14 protein-coding genes and 3 pseudogenes are annotated in these 16,922 nt (G+C 58.1%); 7 read left to right on the top strand and 10 right to left on the bottom strand.

Annotated elements, in window-relative coordinates:
• Positions 1 to 53: 53 nt before the first annotated feature.
• Positions 54 to 1,973, bottom strand: a complete 1,920-nt coding sequence (locus RHM58_RS12540) for a HAMP domain-containing methyl-accepting chemotaxis protein (RefSeq protein WP_322270506.1) — start codon at positions 1,971 to 1,973, stop codon at positions 54 to 56.
• A 260-nt stretch (positions 1,974 to 2,233) separates the two neighbouring features.
• Here RHM58_RS12540 and RHM58_RS12545 point away from each other — a divergent pair, with 260 nt between their 5' ends.
• Both RHM58_RS12545 and RHM58_RS12550 read left to right on the top strand, forming a co-directional pair.
• Entirely contained in the window at positions 2,234 to 2,905 is a 672-nt protein-coding gene (locus RHM58_RS12545; RefSeq protein ID WP_201200401.1) for a histidine phosphatase family protein, read from the top strand.
• Between the two features lie 32 nt (positions 2,906 to 2,937).
• A complete protein-coding gene (locus RHM58_RS12550; RefSeq protein WP_322270507.1) occupies positions 2,938 to 3,771 on the top strand; it encodes a phosphatase PAP2 family protein in 834 nt (277 codons plus the stop codon).
• 191 nt (positions 3,772 to 3,962) lie between these two features.
• Here the strand turns inward: RHM58_RS12550 and RHM58_RS12555 are convergent.
• Positions 3,963 to 5,400, bottom strand: a pseudogene (locus RHM58_RS12555) (ArnT family glycosyltransferase).
• Between the two features lie 165 nt (positions 5,401 to 5,565).
• Here RHM58_RS12555 and RHM58_RS12560 point away from each other — a divergent pair.
• Complete coding sequence (locus RHM58_RS12560) at positions 5,566 to 6,618, top strand: metallophosphoesterase (protein ID WP_242486231.1); 1,053 nt, start codon at positions 5,566 to 5,568, stop codon at positions 6,616 to 6,618.
• A gap of 12 nt (positions 6,619 to 6,630) precedes the next feature.
• Here the strand turns inward: RHM58_RS12560 and rimJ are convergent, their stop codons facing one another.
• The 4 genes and pseudogenes from rimJ to RHM58_RS12580 form a co-directional block, all read right to left on the bottom strand.
• Positions 6,631 to 7,197, bottom strand: coding sequence for a ribosomal protein S5-alanine N-acetyltransferase (gene rimJ, locus RHM58_RS12565; protein WP_201255115.1), 567 nt, complete (start codon positions 7,195 to 7,197; stop codon positions 6,631 to 6,633).
• Between the two features lie 57 nt (positions 7,198 to 7,254).
• Positions 7,255 to 8,277, bottom strand: a complete 1,023-nt coding sequence (locus RHM58_RS12570) for a sensor histidine kinase (protein ID WP_322270508.1) — start codon at positions 8,275 to 8,277, stop codon at positions 7,255 to 7,257.
• Positions 8,278 to 8,286: 9 nt separating this feature from the next.
• Positions 8,287 to 9,746: pseudogene (locus tag RHM58_RS12575) on the bottom strand (RAD55 family ATPase).
• Entirely contained in the window at positions 9,743 to 10,177 is a 435-nt protein-coding gene (locus tag RHM58_RS12580; protein WP_242486232.1) for a hypothetical protein, read from the bottom strand. The pseudogene RHM58_RS12575 and the gene RHM58_RS12580 overlap by 4 nt, the downstream one beginning before the upstream one ends.
• 199 nt (positions 10,178 to 10,376) lie before the next feature.
• On the opposite strand from RHM58_RS12580, the gene RHM58_RS12585 reads away from it, so the two are divergent.
• A complete protein-coding gene (locus tag RHM58_RS12585) occupies positions 10,377 to 10,907 on the top strand; it encodes a GNAT family N-acetyltransferase (RefSeq protein ID WP_322270509.1) in 531 nt (176 codons plus the stop codon).
• A gap of 246 nt (positions 10,908 to 11,153) precedes the next feature.
• On the opposite strand, the pseudogene RHM58_RS12590 reads toward RHM58_RS12585, so the two are convergent.
• Positions 11,154 to 12,559: pseudogene (locus tag RHM58_RS12590) on the bottom strand (DUF2252 domain-containing protein).
• Between the two features lie 141 nt (positions 12,560 to 12,700).
• Between RHM58_RS12590 and RHM58_RS12595 the strand changes: the two are divergent.
• From RHM58_RS12595 to RHM58_RS12605, 3 genes are all read left to right on the top strand, one after another.
• On the top strand, positions 12,701 to 13,633 hold the full coding sequence (locus RHM58_RS12595; RefSeq protein WP_201255120.1) for a YeeE/YedE thiosulfate transporter family protein: 933 nt from the start codon (positions 12,701 to 12,703) through the stop codon (positions 13,631 to 13,633).
• 119 nt (positions 13,634 to 13,752) lie between these two features.
• Positions 13,753 to 14,292: a type IV toxin-antitoxin system AbiEi family antitoxin gene (gene abiEi, locus RHM58_RS12600; protein WP_277952852.1), complete on the top strand. Its 540-nt coding sequence runs from the start codon at positions 13,753 to 13,755 to the stop codon at positions 14,290 to 14,292.
• Complete coding sequence (locus RHM58_RS12605) at positions 14,279 to 15,181, top strand: nucleotidyl transferase AbiEii/AbiGii toxin family protein (protein ID WP_201255122.1); 903 nt, start codon at positions 14,279 to 14,281, stop codon at positions 15,179 to 15,181. The genes abiEi and RHM58_RS12605 overlap by 14 nt, the downstream gene beginning before the upstream one ends.
• A gap of 77 nt (positions 15,182 to 15,258) precedes the next feature.
• Here the strand turns inward: RHM58_RS12605 and RHM58_RS12610 are convergent, their stop codons facing one another.
• From RHM58_RS12610 to RHM58_RS12620, 3 genes are all read right to left on the bottom strand, one after another.
• Positions 15,259 to 15,498, bottom strand: a complete 240-nt coding sequence (locus RHM58_RS12610; protein WP_322270510.1) for a DUF6124 family protein — start codon at positions 15,496 to 15,498, stop codon at positions 15,259 to 15,261.
• A gap of 364 nt (positions 15,499 to 15,862) precedes the next feature.
• A complete protein-coding gene (locus RHM58_RS12615) occupies positions 15,863 to 16,117 on the bottom strand; it encodes a hypothetical protein (protein ID WP_201255124.1) in 255 nt (84 codons plus the stop codon).
• A 35-nt stretch (positions 16,118 to 16,152) separates the two neighbouring features.
• Positions 16,153 to 16,527 carry a DUF6124 family protein gene (locus RHM58_RS12620; protein ID WP_201255125.1) on the bottom strand — a complete coding sequence of 125 codons (375 nt, stop codon included), beginning with the start codon at positions 16,525 to 16,527 and terminating at the stop codon, positions 16,153 to 16,155.
• Positions 16,528 to 16,922: the final 395 nt, after the last annotated feature.

Raw genomic sequence — 16,922 nt, forward strand, 5'->3', positions numbered from 1 at the left:
GTTTGAGGTTGATCGTTCCCACGCGGGAGCGTGGGAACGATCAGCAGTGAATATCAGACCCTGAAGTGGCTGACCATCTGCTGCAACTGACCACCCAACCGTGCCAGTTCAACACTGGATTTAGCCGTTTCGTCGCTGGCGGCGGCGGTCTGTTCGGACACGTCGCGCACGTTGATGATGCTGCGGCTGATCTCTTCGGCCACGGCGCTTTGCTGTTCGGCAGCGGCGGCGATTTGCTGGTTCATCGACTGGATGTTGGACACCGTGCGGGTGATGTTTTCCAGTGATACGCCAGCCTTGCGGGTCAGCGCGACGCTGCTGTCGGTCAGGGCGCGGCTGTTGTTCATCACCGCCGACACTTGTTGGGTGCCGTTCTGCAGACCGGCCACCAGGCCTTCGATTTCTTCGGTGGATTTCTGCGTGCGCTGGGCCAGGCCACGGACTTCGTCGGCCACCACGGCAAAACCACGACCGGCTTCACCGGCACGGGCGGCTTCAATCGCGGCGTTGAGGGCCAGCAGGTTGGTCTGTTCGGCCACGGCCTTGATCACGTCCATGACGCTGCCGATCTTGTCGCTTTCCTGTTGCAGCACGTTCATGGCTTGCGTGGAACGCGCCACTTCGGTGGCCAGGCGTTCGATCTGGGCGATGGCTTCGTTAACCACTTTGTCGCCTTCACGAGCTTCGCCATCCGCCGCGGCGGCTGCCTGGGAGGCTTCTTCGGCGTTGCGCGCGACTTCCTGCACAGTGGCAGTCATCTCGTGCATCGCGGTGGCGACCTGATCGGTTTCGATCTTCTGGCTGTTGACCCCGGCGCTGGTTTGCTCGGTCACGGCCGACAACTCTTCGGCCGCGCTGGCGATCTGGGTGACACCGTCGCGGATGCCGCTGATCAGGTCCCGCAGGGTCACGCCCATGCGACCAATGCCTTGCTGCAACACGCCGAGTTCGTCGCGGCGGGTGACTTTGACGTCCTGGGACAGGTCGCCGCTGGCGATACGGTCAACCACGGTCATGGTTTCGCGCAGCGGGCCGGTGATCTGACGGGTGATGACCACCGCGGCAATCACGCCCACCAGCAACGCCAGCAAGGTGCTGATCAGCTGAAGGGTGCGGGCCTGGGCGCTTTCGACGTCACGACGGTCGAGCTGGAATTGATAGAGCTTGTCGCTCAGGTCGACGATGGCATTGCCTTGGTCGGTCATGTCCTTGCGCACTCGCACAGCGTCGGCGGTGGCGACCTTGAACGCCTGCAAGGCGCTGCGGTAATTAGTCAGCGCTGTTTCCAGCTGACGCAGGTTGTCTGGCTGGGTGTCGGCAAAATGCACGTTCAGCTGTTTAAGGCTGGCGATGGCCGCATCCAGTTGGGCGACAGCCTTCTGTTCGGTCTCGGCATTAGAATTGGCGGTGTAACCGCGCACTTCGTAGCGCGCCAGCATGAACGCTTCCTTTGCCGCCGTAACAGCCTGGAACTGTTCGAAGCGTTGATCGCTCAGGGGCATTTCCTGAACTTGCTTGCTGATCGTGTTGATCAGCGTGTTGGCGGACTCGGCATTGGCGCCCATGGCGTCGCGGGCGCTGTTACCGGTGCGGTAAGCGCTGCGCATTTCTTTCAACGATGCCTGATACGCGGCGATGACCGCGGCCTGCTCTTTGAGCGTTTTCAGGTTGTCGGCATTTTTGAAACTGCCCAGCAGTGCGGTTTGTTGAGCCGCAAAACTGTCGAGGGTGGTCTGTACATTCTGCGCGGCGGTTTCGTCGCCGTTGGTCAGCATGTATTGCAGGCGAACCACGCGCAATTTGGTCAGGCCGGCGTTGAGCTGGGTGATGTCACTCATCCAGTTGCTGCGGTCAATCAACCCGCCCAGGCTTGTCCAGCCGGTGAGGGCCAGGACGCAGGTCAATGCCAGAACCAGACCGAATCCCAGGCCCAGTTTCAGGTTTACGCTGATATTTGCGAACCAGCTATTCATCACAATTCCTCCAGGAACGTTGTATTTCTTTATCGTCATTTGGCTGGAAGATTGTTGTTTTTAGGGTGCCAGCAAGGTGTGTTGCAAACCTGTATCGGCAGTAATCCCGAGAGCTGAAAGGTTTTTGTAGGACGGATCCTGTAACAAGATTTTTAGAGGCTTAAGCTTTTTTCACAATTGTTTCACTTGTCGCCGACGCACGCCTCTCTACCCTCGTCGCCTTAAACGACAGGTGCGGCATGCCGGCGAGGCGGCTTGATGTGGAATTGAGACTGAGTCTGTTCGGGGTAAAACGCTCGATTAACGTGAGCCGTTTGGCCCGTTATCGAAACACCGCCGTCATCCTGGCCGCTTCGCTATTGGTTATTCCACTGACGATCTGGCTGTTGCGGCCCGCCTCGGTACCGGACCTGGCCCATGGCAACGTGGCCGGCGCCAAGGCGTTGGTGTCCGGCTGGGCCAAGGGCGACATGATCGTTCTGGTACGCCACGTCGAACGTTGCGATCACTCCACGGCGGTTTGCCTGAGTGGTAACGATGGCATCACTGACCGTTCCCGCGGCGTCGCCGTTGCTGTTGGTTCGCACTTCGAACGTCTGGGCCTGACCAGAGCCGACATTTACAACAGCCCGATGCTGCGCACGGCGCAGACCGCCGGCTACATGTTCAACTCGGTGGGTGTGGGCGAAGACTGGTTGATCAGTTGCAAGGGCACCATGTTGCGCGACGCGCTGGCGCACAAAGTGCCAGGCAGGAACCTGATTCTGGTGACCCATAGCGAATGCATGGCAGATCTGGCGAAAGCGCTCAACCTGTCGCTTTCCACCCCCGGTTATGGCGCCTCGCTGTTCATCTCCGCCGAAACCCCTCAAGCGCCGCGTATGCTTGGCTTCATCGAGGCCTCTGACTGGCGGTCGGTGACGACCCAGTAAGTTGCCCTTCACTTTTCTGAATCAGGACGTTCATGCTGACTTCTTCTCCTTACCGCTTTTACTGGGTGAACTTTGGTATTCCACTGTTCTGTGCGGCCGTGGTTTTTCTGATGTTCGACATGACGAAAATCGACATCGCTTTCAGCAACCTTCTGTTTGATCCTGTCACCCAGAGCTTCCCGCTGGACAAGGTTCATTTCTTCGAACAGCTCACCCACAAGTGGGCGCGCATCATTCCGAACTGGACGGCTGAAATCGCCTTGATCGGCGCGATCCTCTCGTTTGTCTGGCCGCTGATCAACACGCAAAAGTACCCGCGACTGGCTGGTTTTCTGGAACGCAGCAAAGTCGCACCGGTACTGCGGTTTGCCAGCGGGCATCGTCGGGACTTCCTGTTTGTGGTGTTTGCGTTTGCCATTTGCACCGGCGTGATCCACTTCCTCAAGGCCCACACCAGCGTCTACTGCCCGATTGAAACGACCCTCTATGGCGGCAAAATCGCCCACATGGAGTGGTACAACAACTTCCAGCTGTTCAAGGAAGCTGGCGACGGACGCTGCTGGCCGGGCGGACATGCCTCGGGCGGTTTCACCATGCTTGCGTTGTATTTCGTGGCCCGTCGTTACCGGTGGCGCTTCTCGAAAGCGCTGATGTGGGGTTCGTTGTTGCTTGGCTTCATCTACGGCACCACACGGGTCCTGCAGGGCTGGCACTACATGTCCCACACCTTCTGGGCCGGGATCTTCGTGTGGCTGGCGTGTTTGCTGACGGCACTGGCGTTCTACGGGCGAGCGCGGCTGGAGCAGCCGGTGCTGCAACGGCATGAGCAGGCTGATCGGGTTGCGCAGCCGCAGACGGCTAGCTGATTGATAAAGCCTTGAACGACAAAAAACCCGCCAGCCCTGAATGGGGTGGCGGGTTTTTATTTGTCTGGCCCAGGGCTAGCGGTGGCTGGGACATTGCTTTCGCGGGCAAGCCTCGCTCCTACAGGGGATTTTCGGCGCTCACACAATCCCTGTAGGAGCGAGGCTTGCCCGCGAAGAACGATAACGCGGTATCACTCTCCAACGAAGTAGTAAGCCTGCCGCCCCACCATCATCACCTTGAGTACCTTCAACGGCGCAGCCGGTTCGCTTTCGCCAGACATCACGGCCACATTGGTCGGTGATGCCTTCAGAAACGCATGCAATTGTGCCTCGGTGTCCAACCCCTTGAGCACATGCTGGGTGTAGAACACGGTGGCGCCGCCAACCCGTTCATTGGCCTGGAACAGGGCGACTTCTTGCCCATTGGCCTGTAGCGTCTGAATCTGCTCGGTCAGTGGCAGGAAGGACAGCTCGACGTCGGCCCGGGGCATGGCCCATTGGGCGGCGGCCAGGTAGCTGGCGATGATTACCGTGAGCAAACCGGCGGCCAACGCTTGGCGGTGTCGGGCGATGCGGCCGAGCAAGGTTGAGGCGCCTTCACGGGCCTTCAGCCGGTCAAACAAGACGCGCGCATATTCCGCCGCAATCACCGCCGCGGCAGGCGTCATCGACATCAGGTACACCGTGCGCTTGCTCGACGCCAACGTCAGCATGACGAACTGCGCCAGGATCCACAGGGTGAAGAACAGCAAGTAACGGTTGGCCATCAGGCTTTTGCGAAAGTGCCACAGCCCCAGGTACACCAGAATGTTCCAGGGCAGGAATGCTTCCGGCAATTTGGCCAGGTAGTAATAGAACGGTTCGTAATGCCCGGCTTCGACGAAGGAGCCGCTGAAGCGCCCGACGCTGTTGGTCAACAGCACTTCGCCCAGGGCATGTGCGCCGCCGCGTTGATACAGCACGGCGAGCCAGATCAGCAGCGGAATCAACCCCACCAGCGTCAACACGCCGGGGCGCAGCCAGTCGGCGACTTTCAGGCGTTTGTCCATCAGGCTCTCGGCCAGCAGAAACGCGAAGATCACCACCCCCGGCATCGCCAGGCCCAACACGCCTTTGCTCAGCGTCGCAATGGCAATCCCCGCGACGAACAGTAACGCGTTACCGACCGTGGAGTGCCGTTGCCCCTGGAAAAACGCCAACAGCGCCATGGTCACGCCGAGGGCGAGCAGGCGTCTTCACCGACACCGCGCACGTTGCTCCAGTAGCTGGCCATGGTCGCCAGCAGGATCCCGGCGGTCCAGGCAACGGTCTTTGGCCGGCCAAACCGGCGCAGCATCGCGTACAGCACCATCACGCTGAACAACCCGGCAAACGCCGAGGCCAGTCGCACTGCCCACGGCGTGCCGCCGAACACGCGAATTGCCCCGGCATCGAGCCAAAGGCTCAGGGGCGGTTTCTCCAGAAACGGTTCGCCGAACAAACGGGGGTCACCCAGTCGTCATCCAGGTGCATTTCCATGGCGATCCCGGCAACCCGGGCTTCGGTAGAACCTTGCAATTGATGATTGCCAAGTGCGAAGAAAAACAGCAGACAGCCAAGCAGGAAAAGCAACGGGGCAGGACGCGACATAAGGTTCTGGCTACCGAAGAAAGAGGGCCGTAAAAAAACGGGCTGGAAAAAGTATACGGGGCGACTTCTTAACAAAGTGTGAACAATCAGTGTGATCTATTAACGGTACACGTTAGCCCGCGTTTTTTCCTTATGCCTGGCTGGCCATGCCAAGTGAGCCCTTGATTGAAACGTACCAAAACTTCATCGCCTGCCGCCAGACGTTTTGTTCCCGGAAAAGCCGCTCGCCGGTCAAGCATTGCCGGGGGCATCCTGCTGATCGCCGTGGCGATTGTCGGTTACTGGATGTTCACACCGCCATCGCCGTATGTTCCGTTGAGTGGCCTGGACCCTTCGGCCGTGTCGATGATTGCCTTGGGTGATCAGGGCAGCGGCAACCTGCAACAGTGGCGAGTCGGGCAGGCCATGGAACGGGTCGCGGTCCGAGACGGGCGACTGGACATGGTTGTGTTTTTGGGCGACAACTTTTATGGCAAGCCGCTGACCGGTACCCACGACTTGAGCTGGCAGATGAGGTTCGAGCGCGTCTATTGGGGGCAGTGGTTGAGTCATGTGCCGTTCTTCGCGGTGTTGGGCAATCACGATTACCCGCTGTCGCAGAAAGTCGAACTTGAGTACGCCCAGCAGCACAAGGGTTCGGGTCGCTGGCAGATGCCGAGCAATTTCTACGTCAAGGATTTCGGCAGTGTCGATGGGCGTCCGTTGGTGCGAATGGTGTTCCTCGACACCTCGGCGCCCCGTGAAGCCTTTCAACAGCAGATCGACCTGCTGGATCAAGCCTTCCAGCAACCAGGGCCGCAGCCGGTGTGGAGAATCGCCGCCGCTCATCACCCTGTGCGCAATCACGGCGAACACGGGGAGGACTCACAACTGGTCGCCACGCTGTTGCCTGCGTTGCAACGCAACAAGGTCGATGTCTTCCTGGCCGGACACGATCACAATCAGCAGCTGGTGTTGCGCGCTGCGGAGCCGGCCTGGGTGGTTTCCGGAGCCGGCGGCCAGAAGCTCGACGTCGTTGGCGCCGCAGCTCAGGACGCCTCGTTTGCCACTGGCCGCGCCGGTTTTGCCAAACTTGATATGAGCGCCAGCCAACTGCGATTGACCTACTACGACGACCGAGGCAACCCGGAAACCGGTTATCGCTGGGCCAGGGATTGTCAGTGGATGGCCAAAGGGTGCCTGTTGCCCGATGCCGCGGAGCAGGTCGTCGAGCAATAAAACGATGAGCGCTTAGCGGTATCCGGCATTCGTCGCCGGGTTGATCAACGCCGTCAGCACGTGGTCCTGCCAGCGCCCGGCGATACTCAGGTAGGCCTTGGCATAGCCTTCGCGTTCAAATCCCAGACGGTCCAGCAGCCGCGCACTGCGCTCATTGCCAGGAATGTAATTGGCCATGATCCGGTGCAGGCTCTGCTGTTCGAACATATAGCGAATGCCTGCTTCCAGCGCTTCCTGCATCAAGCCCTGGCCCTGATGAGCTTCGTCGATGTGGTAACCGAGGTAGCAGGCCTGAAACGCCCCGCGAGTGATGCTGCTGAAGTTGCAGGCGCCGATCATCTGGCCGCTGTCCGGGGTCAGCAACGCAAAATGCACCGCCAGGCCGGCCTGGAACGCGCTGGCTTGCACCTCAAGGCGCGGGCGGATGTTTTCAGTGCTGTGGTAATCGCTGGGGCGAATCGGCGACCAGCGGGCAAGATGCCTCAGGTTGCGCCGGTAGAAGTCGCTCTCCAGCGCCGCCTGTTCAGGGTCGAGCACCGCCAGGGTCAGGCGATTGCAGGGCAGGGTCAGCAGCGGCATTGGGCGCTCCGGGTCGCGGGAATCGAAGCGCAAGCATTACGTGGCCAGCCGGAAAACTCAAACCGCCAACGGCAACGTCACGATAAAGGTACTGCCTTTGCCATCGCCGTCGCTCATGCCGACGACCGTGCCGCCATGGGCTTCCACCAACTCACGAACCACCGTCAGGCCTATGCCCAGACCGGCGCCGTTGAAGCCGACGGCATGAACGTCCTGCACAAACGGTTCGAAGATAAACGGCAGCGCCTGGGCGGAAATGCCAATGCCGTCATCGCAGATGCTTATTTCCAGCACCTGGTCCTTGGCCGTGACCGACAGCGTGACATTACCGCCCGACGGCGTGTACTTGGCTGCGTTACCCAGCAGGTTGCCGAGAATCTGTGTGAGCCGCACCGGGTCACCGTCCACCGAGAGTGCACAGGTTGGTAGTTCGGCGGTGAAGTGCAGGTGGCGGGTGTTCATCACCGGGCTGCACACGTCGATCGCCCCGTGGATGATCTGCACCATGTCGACGATACGGCGATCGAGGCGCAGTTTGCCGGTGCTGGCGCGGGACACGTCGAGCAAGTCGTCCACCAGCCGCGACATGTGCTGTACCTGGCTTTCGATCAAGGCCTGCATACGCGGCAGCTCTTCGCTGGGCACTCGCACCAGTCGGCCGGCGATCATGCTGATGGGCGTCAGCGGGTTGCGCAGTTCATGGGCGACCAGCGTGAGGATATTGCGTTGCTGCGCCAGCGTGTGTTCGGCGGAGGCCTGCAGGTTTTGCGCGCTGAGGGCCGCAATCACCAATTGCGCGTTGGCCTCGCGCATCTCCAGGAACAGTTTTTGTTCTTCTTGTGTGCGCAGGGGTTTTTTTGCATCCGATTGCGCCGTAAGAATCGCCATCACCAATTGCTCATTGGCTTCGACCAGCAGTTCTATTTGCTGGACGCCCACCAGCCGGGTGTTGGTGTCGCGTAATTCTTTTTGCAGCGCCGCCAGCACCGCACGGGCCTCGACGGTTTTTTGGCCGAGCAGGAACAACTCACGAGCGGCCGTAGCCATCGCTTGTGCATTCGTGCCATTGGCCTCCGTCATGGTCTGTGCTTATGCCTCCTCTTTGCCGACACGTCGCCGGGTTGGCCGGCCGCCGAGTAACCCTTCCTGATCCGGCAACATTTCGCCGATCTGCAAGCCGTTATTGTCGATGCGGTACAGGCGCAACTCATCGGAGTGAGCGCTGGCCCGCACCTTGACCACGGCCATGATCCGCAACAAGCGGCTCTGCACTTCAATGTAGCGCTGAACGATGATCGCGTCGGTAAGAAACGCGGTGCCGTAAGGGCTGAAACGCAGGTCGGTGTAGCGGTCTTCCAGCTCCGAGGTCATCAAGACGCTGACCCCGGCGCCGGTCAGCGCGCTGACCATGCGCGATAGCGACTCGCGGAAGTCCTCGCGGAAGGTCGGTGCAAGCGCCAGTTCGAAGCCCGATAGCGAATCGATCACCACACGAGTGGCTTTCAGTCGGCTGATCTCGCTGAGCAGCAACTGGACGATCTCGTCGATGGACAGGTCCGGCGCCCGGCTATCCACCAAACTGACCTGACCGCTCTGGATCAAACCGGCCAATGTAGTGTTTTGTGAGTGGTTAGGCCGTTGCTCGAACACCGCGATCACGCCGGTTTCGCCATTGCGCGCGCCTTCGGCCAGGAAGGTCGACGCCAGAATGCTTTTGCCCGAACCCGAAGGCCCGGCTACCAGCAACGAATAACCCTGAGGCAGTCCGCCGCCGAGCATCTCGTCGAGTTGTGGCACGCCCATTTTCAGGCGTTTGATCGGGGATTTCTGTGGTGCTTCAACCGGGTTGAGTGGCGCAGGCGCGAAGACCTTGATTCCCGATGTGGCGATACGGAAGGTATGCAGCCCCGGCAATGTCGGCTGGCCGCGCATCTTCATGATTTCCATCTTGCGCACCATCGAGTTGCGCTCGACGCTTTGGCGCAGCCAGATCAGGCCGTCGGCGACGGTGAAAATCGGGTTGGTATCGGTTTCGGTGAAATATTCGCCGATCAGGAAGGTCGTTGCCTGCCAGGTGGTCATCAACATGCCCAGTTGCTGAACGAACTGCGGCAGGTTGTTGTTGGGGTTGTCCTGGGTCTGGCTGGCCAGCACCACGGAGCGGAACGAATCGACAAACACCAGCGACGGGGAGTGAGCCTCCACCTCGCTGACGATGCGCCGCAGCACCTCGTCCAGGTTCCCGGCCAGGGTGTCGTCGGCCAGGTTGATATAGCGAATCGACTGATTGATCGCTTCGCTGTCGAAAAATCGAATTGCTGCTGATAACGCAGCATCTTCAGCGGCGGCTCGCCGAGTACGGTAAAGAACAGCGCCGGGCGTTCAGGGGTCGCCAGGGCAAACATCATTTGATGCGCCAGGGTGGTTTTGCCGCAGCCAGGCGGGCCAGCGATCAGGTTGAACGAAAACTCCGGCAAACCTCCGCCCAGCACCTCGTCCAGCCCCGGCACACCAGTGGCCAGGCGGTTGATAGTCACTTTGGTGCTCATGGCGAAGTTTCCTGCGAAAGGGTGTCGCTCAAAGAAGGTTCCCACACGCCACGAAGCAAACGTGCGGTGAGCGAGGGCCCGATCAGCGTGGTCAATAACTCATAAAACGTGGTCAGCAACACGTCGCCGAAAAACAGCGCATCGGTTTCGTTTTGCTCAACGAGTATGAACTTGAGGGCAATCAGATCCAGCGACGCCTGCACACTGTCATAAGTGCCGGCCAGACGCGGATGGGTGGAGACGCATATATGAAGGCTGCGGCGGTACAGCGCGACAACCCCTTGCTGGCCGATGATGGGCGTAAGGGCTGCGCCCATATCCTGCAAAATTGAAACGATCGCTTGGGCGATCCTTGCAATGTCAGCGTTGGGACCAACACGGTGCGCCAGAGACGCTACGATCTGGCGGCTCTCTTCGCTTAGCGTGGACATGGCTAACTGATATCTGATTGACAGGTATTGATGGTACACCCTATGGAGGGTGGGGGAGTGATTTGCATCAGCGATTGCAAAAGGACTCGCAAATTGAGCACTTTAAAACTCTTGGGTCTATAAGTTCCCCGGAACTACTGCACAAACATTTAAATCTCGCTGTGGTTGGCGAACATGGAAGCCGTTTTAAGGATGAAATATGCAGTTGTCGTTACCCGAAGGCCTGCTTTCAATGAGTTTGAGGGCGCCCGATCCTATGTTGAGTACATCGCTGCAGAATGCGTTAAATGCGAGTTTTGCGGCTCATTCCGAGTTTTTGCCTTGGGCCAAGCCTTACATCAGCGAGGATGAAGCGCGGGCTTTCATGTTGCGATCGGTCGATGAGTTCGAAAGCGAAACCGGCGAGCGGCGGTTTTTTATCGTCACGGACAAGGGGCAGGCAATTATTGGCTGTATTGGCCTGAAACCTGGCGGTCGCAATCGATATGTCGTGGGTTATTGGGCCAATACCGAGTATGCGGGGAAAGGCCACATGCGACGGGCGCTGGAGGCGTTGGTCGAAAGCCTGCCTGGCAATACGTTTTATCTGACGACATCCTCGGCCAACTTGCCCAGTCAGCGCCTGGCGGTCGCGGCGGGATTTCAATGGGTCAGGATTTTTCCACGAGCGCGTCAGACAGAGCAGCATGGCGTCCAGGACACCTACCTTTATCGATTGAAACACCCGTAGGAGCTGCCGAAGGCTGCGATCTTTTGATCATTGCCGATTTCAGCATCGTCGAAGATAAAGATCAAAAGATCGCAGCCTTCGGCGCCTCCTACAGGGGGGCGAGGTAATCAGCAGGCAAAAAAAGCCCGCGGGAGGGCGGGCAAACCGTAGTTTCTTGAATGAGCGAGGGCAATGTACCGTTTGATGGAGGCGCGTGTAGTGAAGAAAAATTTATCTACCTCAACGCTCACCGGGCCATTACGGTGACTATGGCAAGTGATCCGCCGCAAAGTCGGCCTCGGAACGCGCCCGCAAACGGCCCTTGCGGCAAGCCTGTTGGAAGCGCTCGAAATCCTGCTCATTCTGCTTGGTGTAGCCTTCGGCATACTTGAAGAGCGCATCGGCCAGTGCCGCGCTTTTGCCAATGTAACCGCTGATTTGCGCGGCTTGCCCTGACGATTTGGCGTGGGCACGGGCCAGGGCTCGGCCGCAGGTTCGTCCATAGGCTGCAAAGGTTTCGGCGTCGAATGTCTCGATTTCAGCCGAGACTTTCATGTCGCGTAACTGGCGTACATAAAACTGTCGACCGCCGGGCCGGTCGTCCAGCCGAGAAACAGGTCACTGGCCGATTGCATCAACCGCTGGCCGTTCACCACCCGCTGACCGTTGTGCTGCACCCGCGACTTGCTCTTGACGTAACCGGCGAGCACCGAGCGCCGCGCCTCCTTGAATTGCAGGAACAGCGGATTTTCCTGTTCGTCGGTCAACAGTGCCACCAGGCAACGCGTGCCGACACTGCCGACACCGACCACTTTGAACGCCATGTCGTGGGCATGAAACCGCGACATTAGCTCACGCCGGTCAGCCTGCAGTGTGGTTCGATAGTCGCCCATGAACGTGTCGTAAAGCGGCTTCCAGTCAGAGAACCGCAGCCAGTCATCGTCGGCATCCAGCAGCGTCGTGGTGGTGTGCAGGTGAAAAATTTCCGGCAAGTCATCGCGAATGGTCAGACGGCCCTCGGCGTCACGTTCGCATATTTTTGGCAGCAACTCGGCATGCGTGCGCCGCTCGGCTTTCTCGATGGCCCGCTCCACGTGTTCCAGCGTGGCTTTGCTCGCTTGCTCCAGCAAATCGTCGTAACTGATGGACCCGTACCAGGTTTCCAGCGCGCTCTGTTGGGCGCACTCCGCCATGGTTTTCTGATAGGCCGCGACCACCTGACGGCAGACGTCTTCCTCGACCGTATCGCCGTGGCGCAAATCCTTGGCAGCTACCATAAAACTGGCCACCAACCTTTTGAGGTCCCATTCCCAAGGGCCGGGGTGTGCTTCGTCGAAGTCATTGACGCTGAACAGCAGATTGCGCTCGGGCGTAGCAAACCCGCCGAAGTTCATCAGGTGACTGTCGCCGCAGATGGGCGATATCAACCCCATGTTGGAAGTGCCGGCCAAATCGTGGGCGTGTAGCAGCGCATTACCGCGATAGAAGGTGAACGGGGAGACCAGCATGCGGCCGTAGCGCAACTCGACCAGCGACTTTATGCGGCCCTCGCTGGACGCCTTGATCAGCGGCAGCGGATCGCGGTCGATATTGCCTAGGGCCGACTGGGTGTTGCGGGGGCAGGCTTTGCGCGCGTCCTTGCCTTGCTTCAGGCGGTCTTTGAGGAGGGTCATGGGGGCTCATTCGGTCGGCGTTGAAGGGCGTATGCGAACTGAGTGTAGAAGGGCTTTGGATGTTCATCCGAAGTGTTTTGGCTGCGACTAACCTATCCCTTATGCACCCGCTCAATACTGCGCCCGGAAACAAGGAGGCCTGTGCTTTCATTGCTGATTTCGCTGTTGCTGAGCTTCCTGATCGGCTGGGTATCCCAGCGTATGGGCATGTGCCTGGTCAAAGCCATCGGGCTACTGCTCAACCGCCGACCGACGCTGTTCGTGTCACTGATTGCTTGCGGCTTGTTCGGTCTGTTGCTGGCGCCGTTCTACAGCCTGTTCGGCATCAGTCAGCCATTGTTTATCCCGGAAGTCGGCTACCTGTCGTTGGTTGCCGGTGGCCTGCTATTCGGCCTCGCCTCGGTCCTCAACGATGGCTGCAGCGTCGGCACCCTGACCAAACTCGCCAGCGGCAACCTCACCAAGGTCTTCACCATCCTCGGTTGGGTGCTGGGCATCGTGCTCTGGCACCACCTCAACATGCTGCCCGAACACAAAACCCTGCAAATGCCGACCATCACCAGCGGCCATTACTGGCTGACCCTCGGCATTTTGTTGGCGGCGTTACTGTTCTTGATCCGCGTCCACGGCGACAAACACCTGGTGCTGTCCAGCATGCTCCTGGGCGCACTGACCAGCGCGCTCTACACCTTTGAACCGCTGTGGACGCCCAGCGTGTTCTTTTACAACCTGTCGCAGATGTTTTGGATGCCAGGTGAAGGCTCGCTGACCGGAGAGCGCATGGCGGTGTTCGGCATGCTGATCGTGGGTATGTTGAGTTACACGCTGCATCGGCGGACGTTCAGTTATGAGCGGTTTGAGTGGCGCGCGGCGGTGAAGCATTTACTGGCTGGCGTGCTGATGGGGATTGGGGCGTCGATGATGCTTGGAGGGAATGACTCGCAGATTTTGTTGGTGTTTCCGACGCTGACCTGGGTGGGGGTGGTGCCGTTGGGTGCGATTGTGGTGGGGATATTGGTTGGGGTTGCGGGGCGGCGGTTGGGGTTGAGAGTGGTGTCGGCAGGTGAGCGTTAGGCGCTTTCGTTGTGCTGTAAGACCAGCGGGCTTTGAAAGGTGCTCAACGGTAAGTTACATTAAGTGAAACCTTCTGTAGAGTCATTGGCATGCAGCCACACTCAAAATCTAGCCAGCCAATGGGACGACTTCTGCGGGAGTTGACCCGTCTGGCCAGTGAAGAGAGGTACTTGTTCACTCCGGACGACCTCCGGGTACTGGTCCCAGATATCTCCGACGGTGCCTATAAAACGCTGCTGAGCCGCGCCGCGTCAGAAGGTCATCTAACGCGAGTGTGTCGAGGGCTTTATATGTTTGAGGCTGCCAAGCCCTCAAGCGGTCTGGTGTTGTTTCATGCGGCGGCAAGGCTACGTGCCATGCAGTTCAACTACATCAGCCTGGAAACAGCATTGAGTGATTGCGGCGTCATCTCACAGATCCCCATCAGCTGGATCACGCTCATGTCATCCGGGCGCAGCAGCACCATCTCCTGTGGTCGGTGGGGCACGATTGAATTTGTGCACACTCGTCAGCAACCTCAGGATTTACTTGGACAGTTGCATTACGACACTCGTTGCCGATTATGGCGGGCAACACCGCAACGAGCATTACGAGACATGAAAGTCGCGAAACGGAATATGGATTTGATCGATTGGAGCGTTGCCAATGAGTTTGTTTGATGAACTGGTAGATGAGGCATTAAAGAACCAGCAGGCCTTGGCACCCTTGCGGGTCGTAGTCGAAAAAGAATTACTGCACCACGACATAATGCTCGCGCTGAGTTCTGCTGGAATGCTCGCCAAACTGACCTTCATCGGTGGCACCTGTTTGCGTGCCTGTTATGGCTCAAATCGTTTGAGCGAGGATTTGGACTTTACCGGCGGTGCCGATTTCAATCGTGAAAGCCTGACTGAACTCGCCCATGTTCTAGTCACCACGCTTAAAATCAAATACGGCCTTGAAGTAGAGGTGGGTGAACCTGTCCGTGAGGAAGGCAACGTCGATACCTGGAAGCTGAGGGTTCAAACGCGCCCAGGACGCAGAGACCTGCCGGCACAGCGTATCAACATCGATGTGTGCTCAATTCCGAGCTATCAACCTCAGCCCATGCAGTTGCTTAACCCGTATGGGGTCGACATGGGCACCAGTGGTCTGATCTTGCAGGCAGAAACACGTGAAGAAATTTACGCAGACAAAATCGTGGCTTTTGCGCTGCGACCTAACCGAATCAAGAATCGTGATCTCTGGGATATGGTTTGGTTGCGTCAGCAGGGCATAACCCCGCAATTGGATTTGATCGCAAAAAAACTTGACGATCACCATTGCGAGCAAAATGAGTTCCTGGCTTTGTTCAAGGATCGCTCTACCCAGCTGGATGTAAATCCGAAAGTCGTTATTGAGTTTCGCAAGGAAATGAGTCGGTTCCTGCCGGCAGAATTAGTCGCGCAAACCGTGAACGAACCGGCGTTCTGGACGTTTTTGGTTGGGCACATACGGGATTTGTATGTGATTACAGAGAAGGCGCTGCGCGGCGATAAGGGCATTCAAGGCTTTGAGTTCAAAATGTGAGCCCGAGTGACGGCAGTTGCAAAAATGGGCGACCTGCATGAGGTCGCCCATTTTCTTTTCTTGGCGAGTAAACCCACTCAGTGGCAGATGGGCTTGATCGGCGATTGAGGATAATCGAGGTTCTCCAGTGCTCGGTTGATCAGGATTTCAGCCAACCCCGCCAACTGCTGAATCGCCAAGACCACGTTGCGGTGCGGGCTATCGAGCTGGGTCGCCAGTTTGCTGGTCATGACGCTCAACAAGGCGAGGTTCTCGCTGGCGTGAGCGAGCAGGGTGATGGTGTCAACATCCGGTGCAACTTTGAAGATCTTGCTCACGGGGGCAGACTTTTTCGGGGTGCGTAAGCGGGCGCCGCGATCTATTCGGGTGACATTGGACACTCGGGTTGGACCAAGGTCTTCCGATACGGTTGCGATCGGGTTTTCAGTTGAGTCTGGGTCGTTCTTTTTCATGGAGGAACTCCGGAAGGTGAGGGATCCCTACGCTTTTCGGTCTGTTAAAACCGCCGCCGGGCTACAGCGAAAACGGGAGGTTATCCCCCGAATCGCTGCCCGCTAGTTCATGAAGTTCGACACAACTTGAAGGAAATTTCCTAGGACGTGCGTCTCTAGAGAAGACTCAGATTTATATTCACGCTTTATCGGAAATGGGCGACCTCGATGATGCCGCCCATTTTCTTTCCTAGGCTGAAACCAGCCTCTGCAATCGCCGTCCAACCACATCCAGCAAATCGCAGCCGTCGCGCAGCGAAGTGACTAACACCCGCGTCAACTCACTGTGAATGCCTTCGTCTGCCGCAATGCTTTCCAGCAATTGAGTCGCTGTACGTATGCGGTAGGCCGCCAATTCATGAAGCACGTCCAGCGGCGCTTGGGTGTCGATCAGTAGCGACGGCACGTTGCAGTCTATGCCTGTAATCGGCATGTATCGTTCCATGACAAAACCTCCTTCTGACTAACGATTGCGACCACTCAGTGGCAGACGGGCTTGACCTTCGATTCTGGCGAATCGAGGTTATCCAGCGCTCGGTTGATCAACATTTCTGCCAGCACTGCCAATTGCTGGATCGCCAACGCCACGTTGCGATGCGAGCCTTCGAGTTGATCGGCAAGGTCGGTACTCATGACATTCAGCGAGGCCAGGGTTTCGCTAGCGTGAGCGAGCAGGGTGGGCGAGTCGACGTCAGGAAGGATGGTAAAGATATGGCTCACGGGATCGGGTTGTTTCGGGTCGCGCAGGCGGGCGGTGACACGACGTTGGATGGCTTCGGAGAGTTGGGTTATGTCGAGGGTTTCGGTTTCCGAAGAGGTATCGGTTTCCGGTGGATTCGGGGTGATCTTCTTCATTGCGTAGCTCCTGGTTTGCTAGAGGAGCTGCCACCGCGCTGCTGTCAAACAGTATTGGGTGGCAGCTGTACGCGGGTTGACAGACCGGAAACGCAGGAAACCGGTGCATCCGAAGATGCCCCACGCACAGCCGCCATAAAAACTGCACATGCGAAAGCATGCCGTTTTATGAGAAGGAGTGGAAGTTGCCGGTTTTCAGCCTGTCAAAGCCGATCGCTGATTTGCAGCGACACCTGAAGGCTATCCGTGAAGAGTGGCGGTTGCTAGTTCATGGAAGTCGACGCGTTTTGAGGGAAATTTCCTAGGACTGTGAATAAACACGAGCAAGGAAAATAACGGATCAGATTTTACCGAAAGCGATATTTTTGACGTTGATTTCTCAGAATCGAACTACG

Source organism: Pseudomonas sp. 10S4 (assembly GCF_034344865.1).
Lineage (GTDB): Bacteria > Pseudomonadota > Gammaproteobacteria > Pseudomonadales > Pseudomonadaceae > Aquipseudomonas.